The sequence below is a fragment of the Microbacterium endophyticum genome (assembly GCF_011047135.1).
GTDB lineage: Bacteria > Actinomycetota > Actinomycetes > Actinomycetales > Microbacteriaceae > Microbacterium > Microbacterium endophyticum.
Genome location: NZ_CP049255.1, coordinates 479,450 through 495,745 on the forward strand (window position 1 = coordinate 479,450; position 16,296 = coordinate 495,745).

At 61.0% G+C, this 16,296-nt stretch carries 17 protein-coding genes; 1 reads left to right on the top strand and 16 read right to left on the bottom strand.

The window, feature by feature from the left end; all coding sequences use genetic code 11:
• Nucleotides 1-8: 8 nt before the first annotated feature.
• Nucleotides 9-485 (bottom strand): OsmC family protein, encoded by a 477-nt coding sequence (locus G6N83_RS02305; protein ID WP_165138898.1) that lies wholly within the window; start codon nt 483-485, stop codon nt 9-11.
• A 54-nt stretch (nt 486-539) separates the two neighbouring features.
• Here G6N83_RS02305 and G6N83_RS02310 point away from each other — a divergent pair, with 54 nt between their 5' ends.
• Nucleotides 540-1,529: an asparaginase gene (locus G6N83_RS02310; protein ID WP_165138900.1), complete on the top strand. Its 990-nt coding sequence runs from the start codon at nt 540-542 to the stop codon at nt 1,527-1,529.
• Here G6N83_RS02310 and G6N83_RS02315 read toward each other — a convergent pair.
• The 15 genes from G6N83_RS02315 to G6N83_RS02385 form a co-directional block, all read right to left on the bottom strand.
• A complete protein-coding gene (locus tag G6N83_RS02315; RefSeq protein WP_165138902.1) occupies nt 1,526-4,363 on the bottom strand; it encodes an FtsK/SpoIIIE domain-containing protein in 2,838 nt (945 codons plus the stop codon). The genes G6N83_RS02310 and G6N83_RS02315 overlap by 4 nt on opposite strands.
• A gap of 92 nt (nt 4,364-4,455) precedes the next feature.
• Nucleotides 4,456-5,232, bottom strand: coding sequence for a PP2C family protein-serine/threonine phosphatase (locus tag G6N83_RS02320; protein ID WP_165138904.1), 777 nt, complete (start codon nt 5,230-5,232; stop codon nt 4,456-4,458).
• A 151-nt stretch (nt 5,233-5,383) separates the two neighbouring features.
• Complete coding sequence (locus tag G6N83_RS02325) at nt 5,384-6,007, bottom strand: large exoprotein (RefSeq protein WP_165138906.1); 624 nt, start codon at nt 6,005-6,007, stop codon at nt 5,384-5,386.
• Between the two features lie 113 nt (nt 6,008-6,120).
• Nucleotides 6,121-6,873: a YaaA family protein gene (locus G6N83_RS02330; RefSeq protein ID WP_165138908.1), complete on the bottom strand. Its 753-nt coding sequence runs from the start codon at nt 6,871-6,873 to the stop codon at nt 6,121-6,123.
• Nucleotides 6,874-6,925: 52 nt separating this feature from the next.
• On the bottom strand, nt 6,926-7,186 hold the full coding sequence (locus tag G6N83_RS02335; RefSeq protein WP_165138910.1) for a F0F1 ATP synthase subunit epsilon: 261 nt from the start codon (nt 7,184-7,186) through the stop codon (nt 6,926-6,928).
• Between the two features lies 1 nt (nt 7,187).
• Nucleotides 7,188-8,642, bottom strand: a complete 1,455-nt coding sequence (gene atpD, locus G6N83_RS02340) for a F0F1 ATP synthase subunit beta (RefSeq protein WP_183408435.1) — start codon at nt 8,640-8,642, stop codon at nt 7,188-7,190.
• Nucleotides 8,643-8,661: 19 nt separating this feature from the next.
• Nucleotides 8,662-9,561 carry a F0F1 ATP synthase subunit gamma gene (locus G6N83_RS02345; RefSeq protein WP_165138914.1) on the bottom strand — a complete coding sequence of 300 codons (900 nt, stop codon included), beginning with the start codon at nt 9,559-9,561 and terminating at the stop codon, nt 8,662-8,664.
• A 19-nt stretch (nt 9,562-9,580) separates the two neighbouring features.
• Nucleotides 9,581-11,221: a F0F1 ATP synthase subunit alpha gene (atpA, locus tag G6N83_RS02350; protein ID WP_165138916.1), complete on the bottom strand. Its 1,641-nt coding sequence runs from the start codon at nt 11,219-11,221 to the stop codon at nt 9,581-9,583.
• 65 nt (nt 11,222-11,286) lie between these two features.
• Nucleotides 11,287-12,078, bottom strand: coding sequence for a F0F1 ATP synthase subunit delta (locus G6N83_RS02355; RefSeq protein ID WP_165138918.1), 792 nt, complete (start codon nt 12,076-12,078; stop codon nt 11,287-11,289).
• A complete protein-coding gene (locus G6N83_RS02360) occupies nt 12,078-12,644 on the bottom strand; it encodes a F0F1 ATP synthase subunit B (RefSeq protein WP_165138920.1) in 567 nt (188 codons plus the stop codon). The genes G6N83_RS02355 and G6N83_RS02360 overlap by 1 nt, the downstream gene beginning before the upstream one ends.
• 29 nt (nt 12,645-12,673) lie before the next feature.
• Nucleotides 12,674-12,910, bottom strand: coding sequence for an ATP synthase F0 subunit C (gene atpE, locus G6N83_RS02365; RefSeq protein WP_165138922.1), 237 nt, complete (start codon nt 12,908-12,910; stop codon nt 12,674-12,676).
• 44 nt (nt 12,911-12,954) lie between these two features.
• Nucleotides 12,955-13,767 (bottom strand): F0F1 ATP synthase subunit A, encoded by an 813-nt coding sequence (gene atpB / locus G6N83_RS02370; RefSeq protein ID WP_241246254.1) that lies wholly within the window; start codon nt 13,765-13,767, stop codon nt 12,955-12,957.
• A 136-nt stretch (nt 13,768-13,903) separates the two neighbouring features.
• Nucleotides 13,904-14,386, bottom strand: coding sequence for a Cg1360 family ATP-synthase-associated protein (locus G6N83_RS02375; RefSeq protein WP_165138924.1), 483 nt, complete (start codon nt 14,384-14,386; stop codon nt 13,904-13,906).
• Complete coding sequence (locus G6N83_RS02380) at nt 14,383-15,546, bottom strand: MraY family glycosyltransferase (RefSeq protein ID WP_165138926.1); 1,164 nt, start codon at nt 15,544-15,546, stop codon at nt 14,383-14,385. Before G6N83_RS02380 ends, G6N83_RS02375 begins: the two co-directional genes overlap by 4 nt.
• Nucleotides 15,543-16,277: an L-threonylcarbamoyladenylate synthase gene (locus tag G6N83_RS02385; RefSeq protein WP_165138928.1), complete on the bottom strand. Its 735-nt coding sequence runs from the start codon at nt 16,275-16,277 to the stop codon at nt 15,543-15,545. The genes G6N83_RS02380 and G6N83_RS02385 overlap by 4 nt, the downstream gene beginning before the upstream one ends.
• Nucleotides 16,278-16,296 lie beyond the last annotated feature (19 nt).

Below are 16,296 nucleotides of genomic sequence, written 5' to 3' on the forward strand. Positions count from 1 at the left end.
TTTTCGGCCTACGTGTTGGAAACGAGAATCGTCGCCTCGTGCAGCACCGGAAAGTTCACCGAGTTCGCGATAAAACAGCGGTCGTGCGCGGTTGCGTGCGCTGCGAGAGCTGCATCCACCATGCTCGCGTCCGCCACTGTGACAACCGGGTGCAGCACCACCTCGACAAAAGCTCCCGAGGCCTTGCCGTGTTCGCGCATCGTTGCCGTCGCTTTGTCGCGGTATCCGGTGACAACCACGCCCGCCTCGACGCACGCGTGAAGGTACGACAGTAGATGGCACTCTACGAGTGAACCGATCAACAGGTCTTCCGGGTTCCAGCGCGCGGCATCGCCGCGAAACGGCACATCGGCGGATGCAGCGACGTCCGGCTTGCCGTTCACGCTGAGGGTGACATCGCGACCGTACTCGCGGTAACCGCTCGTGCCGGTACCGCGATCCCCCGTCCATGTGGCCGTCAAGACGTAGTGATGTTCTCCGAGCATCTCATCAGTGTGCCACGCTCCGATTCAGGTCTCACCGGTCGGTAGTCTGGACGGATGCCGCACACAATCGCCGCAGCAGATGCCGCTGAACTTGCCGTTGTCGAACGAAGTGGCTTCGTCGAGTCTCGCCATGTCGGATCAGCGATCGTGCTCGCGCCCGACGGAACTGTCGCACGCACGATCGGAGATGTGGGCGCTCTCATTTTGCCGCGATCAAGCTTCAAGCCGATTCAAGCGCTCGGTAGCCTGGCAGCGGGAGCATGGCTTGACGCGGAACGACTCGCTGTAGCGACCGCAAGCCACTCCGGTACCGATCGACATGTCGAAGTCGTGCGCGAGATACTCGAGACGGCACGACTCAACGAAGACGCGCTCGGTTGCCCTCCCGCCTGGCCTACCGACAACGCAACACGCGCCGAGATGGTCCGCGATCGCGCCGAGCCAGCGCGAATTCGCATGAACTGCTCTGGCAAGCACGCCGCGATGCTTTTAGCTTGCTCTGTAAACGGCTGGGATACGAGCACGTATCTCGAGCTATCGCACCCGCTCCAGGTGCAAATTCGCGAAGTTGCCGAACGGCTGACGGGCGAAAAAATGGCGCATGCTGCGATCGATGGTTGCGGCGCACCTGTTTACGCCGTCAGCTTGTCCGCCCTGGCACGCGCGGCTCACCGAATCGCAACCTCCTCGACGACTTCGCCATTCGCACTGCACCGAAATGCTGGCGCGCTCGTTCAGGCGGTACGCGATAACCCGTGGGCGATTCAGGGCCCCGGGCAGCCCGACACAATCGCGATCGAACGCTCTGGCGTTTTTTCTAAGTATGGCGCCGAAGGAGTCATCATCATGACGGCACCGAACGGCACAACGGTTGCAGCCAAAACTCTAGACGGCAGCAATCGCGTCAGCCATGTTGTCGCACTCGCGCTACTCGAGCAGGCCGGAGCGCTTCCGGCATCTGATGTTGCAGCGGTGACTTCCCAACTTCCGCTGACCATCTCTGGCGGAAGTCACGATGTGGGAGTCATTCGGCCGGTCGTTTAACCTGCGAGCTGTGCTCCGGGCCCTGCATCGACTTTCGACATGCGCACTCGCCGCGGCTGCTCGCCCCGACTGAGGAGCCAGGCTCGCTGGGCTCCGGGCTTGCAGTACGGGGGAAGTTCACGGATGCCGGTGAGTACGCGAAGCTCCGCCGCACACCCGGCGTCGACAACGAAGTCGTGATTCTCGCGCACCGCTGACAGCGTGCGCCATGAACGTTGCCACTGTTCTCCGTCGCCAACGATGACGAGTGCTCGTTCTCCGACATCTGTGATCGATGTGAGGCTATTCGCCTCTTCAACGCTGAGGACTCGACAGCCTGCCTGGGTCCACGAGGTCGAGAGTCGTCGGGCAGCTGCTCCGGGACGGAGGACAAAACCAGTTATTGGAGCAGTCGGACGCCACACCGACGGTTCGCTCGCGGAAGAGTTGCCGGGCATGCCCCTCGGGCGCGCAAACTGCACGAGTGTGCCGTCCAGTCGTGCGCGTCCCGGCGGGCGCCGCTCGGAGAACGTCGCCGAGTCTCCCCCGGCTGCAACGTAATCCTGACGCGACGGCATTGCGAGAAGGGCTCGACGCGGCAGTAAATCGGCTACCCGCGAGACCGCACCGGTGAAGCGTTGCGCGGCAACGACAACCCGGTATTTTCCGGCTGCACGCAATACATGTTCAAGGTTGTGAACCGCTTCAAGGGCATATTCACTCGGAAGCTGCGCCAGCACTGAGTCGAGATCGTCGATGAGCACGATGGCACCATCGGGCGGATCATCGACAAGGCTCGAAAGCGTGTCCCACGCACCTTCGACTTCGCGTGGAACCCATACGAGACGTGGGCTCGGGGATTGCTCCGCGATGAGCGCCAGCACCGACGTCTTGCCGCTACCTCCGCCGCCAATGACCAGAAGGCCGCGGTCTTCCGCCTTCAGCGTCGCTGTGCACTGCCTCTGCTGATCCGGTTCATCCGCGAGCCCCAGCACGATGTCCCCCATAACCGGGGATGTCTGCAGGGAGGATCTGTCGAGATCACTAGGAAGCGCCGGCAGCCAGGGACGCCGAGGTGCCGGCCCACGCGAGGTCTTGGCCAGCCGTGCGATGTCTTCGCCTGTCGTCAGCGCAATTCGCGTCGACGACGGCAACGCGTCCCCCGAGCGCTTGATCATCGCGAATCCGCGGGCCTCCGGTGTGCCGGCCAGCCTAAACGCGTGATCAGTACCTACGACTGACTTACTATCGGCCGGGTCGGTGACTCTCAGACTCATCCGAAGCGGACAGTTTGCCAGCAATGAATCTCGCACAACGCCAGCCACCCGCTGTGTACCAAGGACGAGATGCATACCCAGGGCCCGTCCGCGCGCGGCCACATCGACGAAGGTCTCGTGAAGCTCGGGGTGTGCCGAGACGAGAGCCGCAAACTCGTCGACCACGATGACGAGGCGCGGAAACGTTGCGCGTTCGTCGCCGATCTCGCGTGCTCCGACTTCGCCGAGGGCACGTTCGCGCCATTGGACTTCTGCGCGGAGGCTCTTAAGCGCGCGCCGGGCGCCAGTGGCGTCGAGGTCGGTTATCACTCCAGCGACATGCGGCAGCGCGCGCAAGGCGTCAAACGCCGTACCCCCTTTGAAATCGACGAGCAGAAAGCTCACCGAGGTGGTGTCAAACCTTGCGCATAGCGCAGTAATCCACGTAATCAGTAATTCGCTCTTGCCTGACCCGGTGACGCCCGCGACGATCGCGTGTGGACCGTCGGCGACCAGATCGATCCACGTCGTCATATGTCCGTCGTGTCCGATCGGAACGCGCAACGGCACTGGGACGTTCTCAGCTGAGCGCGGTAACAGCTCGCCGAGTGCGACCAGCGGCGGCCCAGGGTCGGCTGTAAATGCACAAGCACGCGTGCTGAGATCGCCCGCAATATCGAGTGCTTGAGCCGAAGCGAGCATCTCTACGGTGACGGCAGTTGAATGGGCGCGCTCATCGACACGCGCGCTGGTTAGGCCAGTCAAAGTCACGACGCAAGCGCATCCGGGCGGAATCGGCGCGCCCGGTTCAACGCACGCAATCAGGATGTCGCAGTCTCCATCAAGCGGCACGCTAGCTTCGCACACGCTCAACGTCCGGGCCGCGCCGCTGTTCCAGTGTGGAAGAGCAAGCGTCCAGTCCGCCGGTTTTGCTGACGTAACGCTCAGACGCGTCGGGGGTACCGCGAGGCATAGCTGAATGACGAGTGCGCGAACGACGGCAGCCGCTAGGTGCTGCGGACCCACGACAGCAATCCCTCCGCCACCAGCCACGATCACCGGTGCATCAGCCAAGTGACGCGCGCGCTCACGAAGAGCATCGGCCTCCGCGCCTTCACCACCGGTGACCTGCACGCTACTTGTCATGATCCCTCGACCGACAACTATGTCGGGAGCGCTGCTGCTCCTGTCTCGCCAAACGGCCGTATCGTCCGCAAGAAACCGGATGACATCAGGATGCTGGCTATCGAGCTGTTTACGCTCCCGGTCATGGCGTTCATCGACAAGACGTGACGTTTCGGCGATAGCCGTACTCAGCGTGTGCCGTGCGACTCGACGTTGTTTACGGGCGGCACGGCCCGCATCGAGTGCGCTGGCACCGGCAATCAACGGGCCAAGAGCCGCAAACCAGAGCGCGAAGATCGAACCTGTAAACAACCACAGAGCGACCGCTCCGAATACCGGCACGAATGCGGCAAGAATCGGCACGCTTTGGCGGCGCGGCATCAGATCAGCGACAGGGAGCCTCAGTGGTTCCCCGGAATGCGAAGTGGCCGCACGGGAGTCGATGTCAAAGAGGCGATCCGATGTCTGCGGCATGTCCCCAGTAGACGCCGACCATCAATTTCAGCGTGCGGCTCGTTGACACTGTGTGAGAAATGTCAGCCCCTGCGCCATTGTGCAGACGACGCTTAATTCGCTCCCGGCAGCGCCACATCGAGGACAATGATTGTCACGTTGTCGCGGCCACCGTTTTCGAGCGCAGCGTCCAACATTGCCGATACAGCCGCTGCGGGATCGCGGTGTTCGTCCAAGAAGTGCTGAATTCCGAAATCAGTAAGTTCTTTCGTCAATCCGTCAGAACAGATCACGAACCTGTCACCGTCGATGAGGTCGAGGCGCACATAGTCAGGTTTGACGCTCTCTGTCGGTCCGACGGCTCGCGTGATGACGTTCCCGTACGGATGGTTCTCGGCTTCTTCAGGACTCAGCCGTCCAGCCGCGATGAGCTCCTGCACGACTGAATGATCGGTCGTAATCTGCACGAGCGAACCATCGCGAGACAAGTAGACACGTGAATCGCCGATGTTCAACGTCACCCAATGCGGCTCCGGCGTGGTCACGTCGAGGTACACGCCTGTCACTGTCGTGCCCGTTCCCTCATCGGTTGCCTCGGGGTGAGATGCGATGTCTTTCACGGCGCGCGTGAGGGCCTTCTCGATGATGCGCGGCGTCATTTTGGCACCATCGAGCGTCGCGGTCAGGCGCGTGATCGTGCTCGCGCTGGCGATCTCGCCTCCGATATGTCCGCCCATGCCATCTGCAACGATGAAGAGCGGAAAATCGGCCAGCACAGCGTCCTGGTTAATTTCACGACGACGACCGGTGTCTGTGACTGCTGCCCAGGTGAGGGTGAGTTCGCCGTGAGGCAGCGTCACAGAGTGAGTTCGGGTGGATACTTCGGGCACGCCCTGTCCTCCCCGCCAGTTGGCGGTCGTTGCAGCGCCGTGGTCACGGCGTTTTCACATCTTAGTAGACGTGAACGGGCGAGCTTCGCGGGGCGCGCGGCAACAGAAAACGCGCCTTCACATCAGCGAAGGCGCGTTTTCTGTCACGGGGCTAGGCGCGCGGAGCGTCCGGGCCACCAGCAGGAGGTGCGGGAGGAGCCGGCGGAGTGTAAGAACCTGGCGCGGGTGGCATGGGTGATGCGCCGCCTTGCTGAGGGGGCACGCCCTCCCAAACGGTGTTGTCCGCAAGGAAGCTGCGGCTCCACGGGGCCGGGCGGATCGCCGTTGACCAGCGGGAGGAATCGAACGCCAAGATAGCGAGCCAAATGAGAGTACCGAGGCCCGGAATCAGGAATAGCAGAAGCAGGTACCATTCACGCCCGAGCTTGAGCCCGACACGCCAGGAATACATGATGCCGAGCACAAGCGGAGCGAACGCAAGAATCCATCCCACAGCCGGAATCGAAGACAACGCGCTCGCTCCGATAGCGACGCCGAGCACCCACCACGGCGACATGTCACCGAGCTTCGCAAAAATCAGGTAGTTATAGATCGGGATCCATGCACGCCACTTGCCCCGTACTCCCGCCTTGTCGAAGATCTTCATCAACAAGAACGAGCCGATGACGTATCCGGCGATCGCGAAGAGGAACAAAATAGGAAGAATGATCAGGAGGAAGGCGAGCACTATGCCCGCGCCACTTCCATCGTTGTCGTAATTCATACCAGGAACCATCGTTTCATCCTTGATCGGGTGTCAGCTTGGGTAACGGAATATGTCACAACGTACCCGCACGCTCATGATAGCGATCCTTTCGGCATTCTCACAGGAACCGTGTGGCGACGCGCCTAGCTGACTGCCAAATCCCAGGAGCCGTCGCCACACTCGCGCACGTCGAATCCTGCACCCAAGGCCCAATTCAAGAGCGTATCGAGGGAATCCAATGCAGGTTGCGCTTTCGCAAGAGCGCGAACAAACGCACCTTTGGCGTGCTTGTTGAAGTGATTAAGCGCGCGTACAGCTCCGTCGTCCGACGTGACGACTACACGAACGTAGACGCTCGGCGTGGTCAGCGGGGTCGGTCCCAGCGCCACATACGCCTGCGATCGCAGATCGAGGATGAACGGCGGCGCAGCTGCGACCAGCGCGTCAGATACCGGGTCAGCCCATGTCTTACGCAACGACGCTATGCCCGGTAGCGAAGCTGCAGCGCCCAGACGATATGCCGGAATCGGGTCGAGCGCACGCACCAACCCCAAGGGCGCTGTGTGGATGACGACGTTGTCTCCCAACCAGCGGCGGGCAGAGTCGTCAAGATCGTGCGTGCCTAGCGCGTCGTAAAGGACCCCGGTATACCGGTCAATCGCCGGCATCGTTGGAGAAACATAGACGTCAGCGTTTACAACGATCTCGCTCCGCTGTCGTGCACTGAGCTTCAGCACACGCGCGGCTGCATCTGGACTGGACGAGAGCGTGACCAATGCGTCGAGCACGTTCATGCGGACGGGAGTGAGTTTTGCGAACGCCAGTGAAGCGAGGCTAAGCGGCTCCGCAACGCCACCTGGGCGTTTCGTCTCAGAGGGCGGAAGAAGAATCATCATGAAAAACATCGCGCGCCGCCCGAAATCGGGCAGCGCGCGATGTGAATGTTCGTCAGGAGACGAGCGCTGCGTTTCCGGCAACGATCGTCAGAACGTTGCCTTCCATCGACAAAAAGCCATCCTGAGCACTTGCGAGAACCTTCTCACCATCGAGAGTGGTGATGCGCACCTGACCCTCGGCAAGAATTGCCAGGACAGGTTCGTGATCAGCCATCAAACCGATCTCACCCTCGACGGTCTTCGCGACCACGAGCGACGCATCGCCCGTCCAAACCTCGGCGTCGGCCGAGACGAGGCTCACGTGCAGGGGCATGTTAGCCGTTCTCCTTCTGGATACGAGCCCAGTTGGCCTCGACATCGGCGATACCACCGACGTTGAAGAACGCCTGCTCGGCTACGTGGTCGAAATCACCCTTGACGATCGCGTCGAACGATTCGATCGTTTCCTTGATCGGCACAGTCGAGCCCTCGACACCGGTGAACTTCTTCGCCATGTAGGTGTTCTGTGAGAGGAACTGCTGGATGCGGCGGGCTCGCGAGACGACAATCTTGTCTTCTTCAGAAAGCTCGTCAACACCGAGGATCGCGATGATTTCTTGCAGTTCCTTGTTCTTCTGAAGGATCTGCTTGACCGCTGTCGCCACACGGTAGTGGTCATCACCGATGTAGCGGGGGTCAAGAATACGACTCGTTGACGTCAGCGGGTCAACAGCCGGGTAGAGACCCTTCGACGCGATCTCACGCGACAGCTCGGTTGTCGCATCGAGGTGAGCGAACGTCGTTGCCGGTGCCGGGTCGGTGTAGTCATCGGCAGGCACGTAGATGGCCTGAAGAGACGTGATCGAGTGTCCACGTGTCGAGGTGATGCGCTCCTGGAGCACACCCATCTCGTCCGCGAGGTTCGGCTGGTACCCCACGGCCGAAGGCATACGCCCCAGCAGAGTAGACACCTCGGAACCGGCCTGCGTGAAGCGGAAGATGTTGTCGATGAACAACAGCACGTCCTGCTTCTGCACGTCACGGAAGTACTCAGCCATGGTCAGAGCCGACAACGCGACACGAAGACGCGTTCCCGGCGGCTCGTCCATCTGGCCGAACACAAGAGCGGTCTTATCGAACACGCCTGCTTCGTCCATCTCGGCGATGAGGTCGTTACCCTCACGGGTACGCTCCCCCACACCGGCGAACACTGATACACCACCGTGATCCTGAGCAACGCGCTGAATCATCTCTTGGATGAGCACGGTCTTACCAACACCTGCACCGCCGAAGAGGCCGATCTTTCCGCCCAGAACATAAGGCGTGAGCAGGTCGATCACCTTGATGCCGGTCTCGAACATCTGCGTCTTCGACTCAAGCTGATCGAAATTCGGAGCCTTGCGGTGGATTCCCCAGCGCTCGTTGATCTCGATCTTCTCACCGGGCTCAGCGTTCAAAATGTCACCCGTGACGTTGAACACTCGTCCCTTGGTCACGTCACCGACGGGAACCGTGATGGGGCCGCCGGTGTCGCGTACTTCCTGTCCTCGGACGATGCCATCCGTCGGCTTCAGCGCGATCGCGCGAACGAGATCGTCGCCAAGGTGCTGTGCAACCTCGAGAGTGATCTCGGTGCTGTCGTCGCCGATCGTGATCGTCGTCTTGAGAGCGTTGTAAATGTCGGGGATGTCATCGTGAGGGAACTCGATGTCCACGACGGGGCCGTTGACGCGCGCAACGCGACCGACGACCGCGGTCTGCGTCGCTTCAGCGGTAGAAGTCATTGTCATCTTCTCTTTCGTGTGAATGTCATTTGCCCGACGAGAGCGCGTCGGCGCCGCCGACGATCTCGGCGATCTGCTGCGTGATCTCCGCCTGGCGCGCATTGTTGCGGAGGCGGGTGTAGTCAGTGATGAGCTTGTCGGCGTTATCGCTTGCGGACTTCATCGCCTTTTGTGTCGCGGCATGCTTTGCTGCCGACGACTGCAGAAGCGCGTTGAAGACGCGGCTTTGGATATATACCGGCAAGAGTGCGTCCAAAACGGTTTCGGCATCCGGCTCGAATTCGTAGAGCGGATAAATCTGACCGTCGTTGGCGTCCTCGCTGGCCTCGACAACCTCGAGCGGCAACAAACGCACGCGCTCCGGCTTTTGCACCATCATGCTGACGAAGCGGTTGTAAACGAGGTGAATCTCGTCGACGCCTTCGCCCTCGCCGCCGCGCGTGAACGCGTCGAGGAGAGTTGTAGCGATCTCTTCGGCGGTGCCGAAGTGCGGAGTATCGGTATCGCCGATCCACTGCGCTGCGCTCACCATCTTCCGGAATTGGAAGAAGCCAACCGCTTTTCGCCCGACAAGGTAGAACACCGGCTCTTTACCCTGCGAGCGAAGAAGCTCTCCCACTTCGAGTCCTTCGCGCAGAATCTGCGAGTTGAACGCGCCCGCGAGTCCGCGGTCAGAGGAGAAGATGACCACCGCGGAACGGTGGATCACCTCGGGCTCACGAGTGAGAGGGTGATCGACGTTCGAGTGGGTGGAAACTGCCGACACAGCCCGTGTCACGGCGCGCGCGAACGGCGAAGAAGCGCGTACACGCGCCATCGCCTTCTGAATGCGCGAAGCCGCGATGAGCTCCATCGCCTTCGTGATCTTCTTGGTCGTCTGGGCAGAAGAAATCTTCTGCTTGTAGACCCTGAGTTGTGCGCCCATTAGTCGTCGTCTCTGTTATCTAGCCGCGACGGCCCTTGACGATCTTCTCCTGGTTGACGTCGGTTTCCGCCGCCGCCGCCACCTCCTCGCGTCCTGGAGCGTCAATGGCCTGGCCTTTGCCCCCCTGGAACTCGAGGATGAAATCGTCAGTGACCTTTTCCATCTCGGCGACAATGTCGTCGCTCAGCGCGTTTGTTTCACGAAGCGTGTCGAGGATTGACGTGTTGCGACGCATGTAGTCGAGTAGTTCGCGCTCAAAACGCAAGACGTCTTCGACCTCGATCGAGTCAAGCTTGCCCTTGGTGCCTGCCCAAATCGAGACGACCTGCTCTTCAACGGGGTATGGCGAGTACTGCGGCTGCTTCAGCAGCTCAGTCAGGCGCTCACCGCGAGAGAGCTGACGACGCGAAGCGGCATCGAGGTCCGACGCGAACATCGCAAAGGCCTGCAGCGAACGATACTGAGCGAGCTCGAGCTTGAGCGTTCCCGAAACCTTCTTGATGGACTTCACCTGCGCGTCACCACCAACACGCGACACCGAAATTCCAACGTCGACAGCAGGACGCTGGTTGGAGTTGAAGAGGTCGGACTGGAGGAAGATCTGTCCGTCAGTGATCGAGATCACGTTGGTCGGGATGTACGCCGAAACGTCATTCGCCTTGGTCTCGATGATCGGGAGACCCGTCATCGAACCAGCACCAAGCTCATCCGAGAGCTTGGCGCAACGCTCGAGCAGACGCGAGTGCAGGTAGAAGACGTCACCCGGGTATGCCTCGCGCCCCGGCGGACGACGCAGGAGAAGCGATACGGCGCGGTAGGCCTCGGCCTGCTTCGACAGGTCATCGAAGATGATGAGAACGTGCTTGCCCTCGTACATCCAGTGCTGGCCGATAGCCGAGCCGGTGTACGGTGCCAGGTATTTGAAGCCTGCGGGGTCGGATGCGGGAGCCGCGACGATGGTCGTGTACTCCATAGCGCCGGCGTCTTCCAGAGCGCCCTTGACCGAAGCGATCGTGGAACCCTTCTGGCCGATTGCCACGTAGATGCAGCGCACCTGCTTGTTGGTGTCGCCGGACTCCCAGTTCGCCTTCTGGTTAATGATCGTGTCGATAGCGATCGCGGTTTTACCCGTCTGACGGTCACCGATGATGAGCTGACGCTGGCCGCGACCGACAGGGATCATGGCGTCGATTGCCTTGATACCGGTCTGGAGCGGCTCGTGCACACTCTTACGCTGCATGACGCCGGGCGCCTGGAGCTCAAGCGCGCGACGACCGGTCGTTGCGATCTCGCCGAGTCCATCGATGGGCGCGCCGAGCGTGTCAACGACGCGACCGAGGTAGCCGTCACCGACAGGAACCGAAAGCACTTCACCTGTGCGGGTGACCTGCTGGCCGGCTTCGACGCCGGCGAACTCACCGAGAACGACGACACCGATGACGTGCTCATCGAGGCTCAGAGCGAGGCCGAGCGTGCCGTCAGCGAACTTGACGAGCTCGTTGGCCATAACGCCCGGCAAACCCTCGACGTGAGCGATGCCGTCTGCGGCGTCGACGACCGTGCCGACCTCAGCGGCAGCAGAGCCGGTGGGCTCGTACGCGGCTACGAAGTCTTTCAGCGCGTCACGAATGACGTCGGGGCTGATGGAGATTTCTGCCATTGTCTTCCTTCGTGTTTGTGGGGCCTCGGCCCCGAAGTCTCCGCCGTACAGCGGGAAGTCTGTGATCAGCCAGCGAGGCGCTGGCGAAGATCTGCCAATCGGGTGGAAACGCTCGCGTCGATCAGCTCATCGCCGATGGCGACTCGAAGGCCGCCAACAACAGTCGCGTCAATGACCACGTTGATAGAAACGTCGGTCCCGTAGCGAGCACTCAGAACAGATCGCAGGCGATCGATCTGATTCGGACCGAGATCGTGAGCCGTCGTAACCGTTGCGACAGTTCGGCCGCGCTGGCGCGCGGCGATGTCGAGCGCCTGACTCAAGATTGCGCGAACACGACGTTCGCCGGGCTGGCGAACGATCGACGAGATAATCAAGCTCGTAGCGGCGCTCACCTTGCCCTGAACGAGCGACTCGACGAGTGTCCCTTTCGCGGAGGCATCCCCCAGTCGGCTTCCGAGAGCAAGCTCGAGTTCTGGATTATCCGCAACGACGCGGGAGAACCAGAACAGCTCGCTTTCAACGTCGGTCGATGAGTCGGCGGCAACTGATGCGCGTACTGCGAGCTCTTCAACACCAGCGACCAGGTCGGCATCCGAAGACCACCTCTGCTCGACCGCCGCGTTCAACAGCGACACCGCAGCTGGCGCGAATTCACTAGCGAAGACTGCCTTGACAACTGCCGTGCGTGCTGACGGAGCCGCAGCACCGTCAGCAAGAGCACTGCGCAATTGCACCGAGTCAGCAAGAGTGCGCGCCGCGGTAAACAGCTGCCTTGCGACGTCGAGGTCGACGCCGGATGCAGCATCGAGTGCCGCCGACGTCGCCGCGAGTGCCTGCGTGGTCGCGCTGCCCATTACTTCGACGCCTTTTCTACTGCGTCTGATTCTTCAAGCTCCGCGAGGAACCGGTCGACAACGGCCTGTGCCTTTGCATCGTCAGAGAGTGTCTCTCCGATTACGCCACCAGCAAGGTCGAGAGCAAGGGTGCCCACTTCGGACCGCAGGGAGACAAGAGCAGTCTGACGCTCGGCCTCGATCTGCGACTGTGCAGCCGCCGTGACGCGAGCGGCCTCAGTGGTTGCTGTCTCTTTCGCTTCGGCGACAATCTTCTTGCCGTCGTCGCGAGCCGCTTCCCGGATCTCTCCAGCCTCTTTGCGAGCCTCGGCGAGCTGAGCGGTGTACTCCTCGAGAGCAGCCTCCGCCTGACGCTGAGCCTCGTCGGCCTTCGCAATGTTGCCTTCGATGGCAGTTGCACGCTCATCGAGCATCGCCTGCATCTTGGGCAGAACAACGCGCCAGAAGACGAAGAGGATGACAACAAAGCACACTGCCGACCACACGATGTCGTATGTCGCAGGCAACAGCGGGTTTGGCGCCGCCTCAGTCTCTTCGGCAGCGCGGGTGACAAGAGCGGATAGCATCCTGTCTCCTTACTTGTATAGGTGGGGAATCAGGCGCCGAAGATGAATCCGGTAGCGATACCGATGAACGCAAGCGCCTCGGTGAATGCGATACCGATGAACATCAGGACCTGGAGGCGGCCGGCGAGCTCGGGCTGACGAGCAACGCCCTCGATCGTCTTACCGACGACGATACCGACGCCGATTGCGGGGCCGATTGCAGCGAGACCGTAACCGACCGTCGCGATCGAACCGGTGACCTGTGCGAGAACCGTAGTTGCGTCCACGGGTTATTTCCTTTCGTTGGGTGGGCAGGCGAAAGCCAGCCCGCTCAGTGCTCTTCCGCGACCGCGAGCTGAATATAAACCGCGGTGAGGATGGTGAAAACGTAGGCCTGGAGAACTGCCACCAGGATTTCGAAGAGGGTGAAGACAAGACCGAAGGCGAGGGTTCCCGCTCCCAGAAGCGACCAGAAGCCGCCGAGGGTGAAGATGAAGAACTGTGTTGCCGAGAAGAACAGCACCAGCATGAGGTGTCCGACGATCATGTTCATCAGCAGACGAAGCGTGAGCGTCACCGGGCGAATGATGAACGTCGACAAGAACTCGAGCGGGATGATGATGATGTAGAGCGGCCACGGCACGCCCGACGGCATCAACGAGTTCTTGAAGAAGTTGCCGGGGTTCTTCTTCACTCCGGCATAAATGAACGTGATGTACGCCACCGCAGCCAAAAGAAGTGGCACTGCGATAACGCTTGTTCCGGCGATGTTGAGTCCCGGAATGATTCCCGTCAAGTTCATGAAGAGAATCATGAAGAAGAGCGTTGTCAGGATCGGCAGAAAGCGTTTGCCATCTTTCTTGCCCAGCAGGTCTTCCGCGATGTTGACCCGAACGAAATCAAGTCCCATCTCGATGATGCTCTGAAAACGAGTCGGAATGAGGCGCATGCGCCGTGTTCCGATAACGAACAGAACGACGAGCACCGCAGTAGCGAGCATCTGGATGAGGTTGATACGCGTGATCGCGAAATCTGTGCCCTCGAAGAACACCGCGTCCGGGAAGAACTCCCAAATTGTGGGCGCGTGAAACTCGTCAGAGGACGATGCGTTAGCGATCAGTGTCGCAGCTTGAGTAAACAGCACTGGCTCCAGCTTCGGGGCATCGGTGGGGACCGTTGCGACGATGGTCGATGAGCGGAAATCCGCGCCAGAAGGTAAAGCTGGGCGGTCGCGTGTTCAGCCTATCAAACTCAGGGCGTCTGAGTGGCGCTTGGTGACCTCAATCTGTCTTCTCACCCTCATCGGCAGATGTGGGGAGCGAAACGTTCACGCGCGGGACGCGCATACGCACGAGAGTTACGACGTCAACGGCGAGTGCCGCAATCACGCTCACAACGAGAGTGACGAAGAAAACCGTCGGATCGACCCAGGCCTGCCCGCGCAGGATGACGAGCGCGACGATGAAGATCACGAGCTTGAGAATCCAGCCACCCAGCACTATCGCGAAGAAGATCGGGACGTACAGCGGGTCTCCGAACCAGCGGTTGGAGATGAGGATGCTGAGACCCGTAATACCGAGGAAGACTGTGGCAACCACCACCCCGACAAGGCCGCTCCACATTCCGTCGGTGCCCGAAACAGCGAACCCGACGATGCCCGCTATCACAGCGAGCAACACCGCTACGGCGCTTGACCACACCAGGGTGGCACGCAGCAGCGGAGCGCTTGTCACAGAACGGGAGGCATCGGCTTCAAAAGTCATGAGGTTTCTTTCGTCGTCTGTGTACGCGTATGAGCGCTCGAGCGGCGGGCGGGTAGAAGCGTGACAACCAGGCAGGCGGCAACACCGACGACGCCAAAGGCGACGCCGATCCAATACTCGCCGTACCAGTCGAGTTTCGTAGCGATGTACATCAACAGCACAGCGATACCGACGATGGCGGTCCATGCATAGAAAATGAGCACGGCATCCCGGTCGGAGTGCCCCATATCGAGCATTCGGTGGTGAAGGTGCTTCCGGTCCGGCGAGAACGGAGACTTGCCAGCGCGAATTCGGCGAATGACGGCGAGGCCGAAATCGAGCAGCGGCAACAGCACCACCACAATCGGCAGAAGAATCGGGATGAAGGCACCCAGTAGCTGCGAACGACCGAACTGGTCCGGGTCAAGCATTGAGGGCTCAATCTGACCGGTGATCGCGATGGCGCTCGTAGCCATGAGCAGGCCCAGCATGAGAGCGCCGGAATCGCCCATGAACATCTTCGCCGGACTCCAGTTCAACGGCAGGAATCCGAGGCACGCCCCCACGAGAACAACCGCAATGAGCGAAGCCAGGTTGAAGTATGTGCTCGCGCCAGTGTCGCGCACCAGAATGTAGGAGTACGCGAAGAAGATACCGTTCGCGATGAGGCAGACCCCCGCGACGAGCCCGTCGAGACCGTCTATGAAGTTGACGGCGTTCATCACCACGACGATGGCGAACATGGTCAAGATCAGACTCATCCAGCTTGAACCGACAGTCATCCCGCCGATGGGAAGCGACGAGATCTGCAGCTCGCCGAACCAGACGATGATTCCCGCCGCAAGAAATTGCGCGCCGAGTTTGATCATCCAGTCAAGATCCCAGAGGTCATCAGCGACACCGATGAGCACGATCACGAGTGTCGCAGCGAGGATAGCCAGCACCTGCTGCGGGTGCCCCCAGACGATGGCAAAAAACTCTTGTTGGGACGAGACGGCGAAGGCGACAACAACACCGAGGAACATCGCCACTCCCCCGAGCCGTGGCGTCGGCGTTTTGTGAACGTCACGCTCACGGATCGCGGGATAGAGCTTGTAGCGCAGGCTCAGTCGCCACACAGCCCAAGAAAAAAAGAGTGTCACGAGGGCCGTGACGATCGTGATCAGCAGATATTGCTTCACGCGCCGCCGCCCGCTGCCTGGGCATCGTCGCCCTGCTCGCGGTCGGATTCGGCGTCTTCCGTTCCCGGGTCGGCCTCGAGCAGGTCTCCGAGAACACGTCGGAGGGCATCACGGTCGACAGCTCCGTCGCGAAGCACTCTTACTTTGCGGTCCGCGCCGTGGGCCAGGCCGGTTGCATCGATGATCGTGGAGGGAATTCCGGTCGAAGAAGCACCGTCGTCCAAATAGACCTCGACGCTGTCGCCGAGCATCCTCTCGGCATCCACGGCTTCGATTGCCGCGGCCTTTCCTGTGAGGTTCGCGCTGGACACCGCCAACGGGCCGGTCTCTTCAAGAAGTTCCAGCACCATCGGGTGCGCAGGCATCCGCACCGCAACCGTGCCGTGGGTGTCTCCGAGGTCCCAGGACAGCGATGGTTGCGCAGGAAGCACGATCGTTAGCCCGCCCGGCCAGAACTCTTCAACGAGTCGCTCTACCGCCTCAGGCACTTCGGAGGCCAAAGCACGAAGCGTGTTGATGCCGGGTACGAGCACGGGCGGCGGTGACTGGCGCCCGCGGCCCTTCGCCGCCAACAGCCGCGCGACGGCAGCTGGGCTGAAAGCATCGGCGGCGACGCCATAAACAGTGTCCGTCGGCACGACGATGAGCTCGCCGCGAGCGATGGCTTGTCGCGCCCGACGCATTCCGGCTAACAGCTGGGCGTCGTCACGGCAGTCGAAGAGTGATGACATGACTGCCACAGTCTACCGG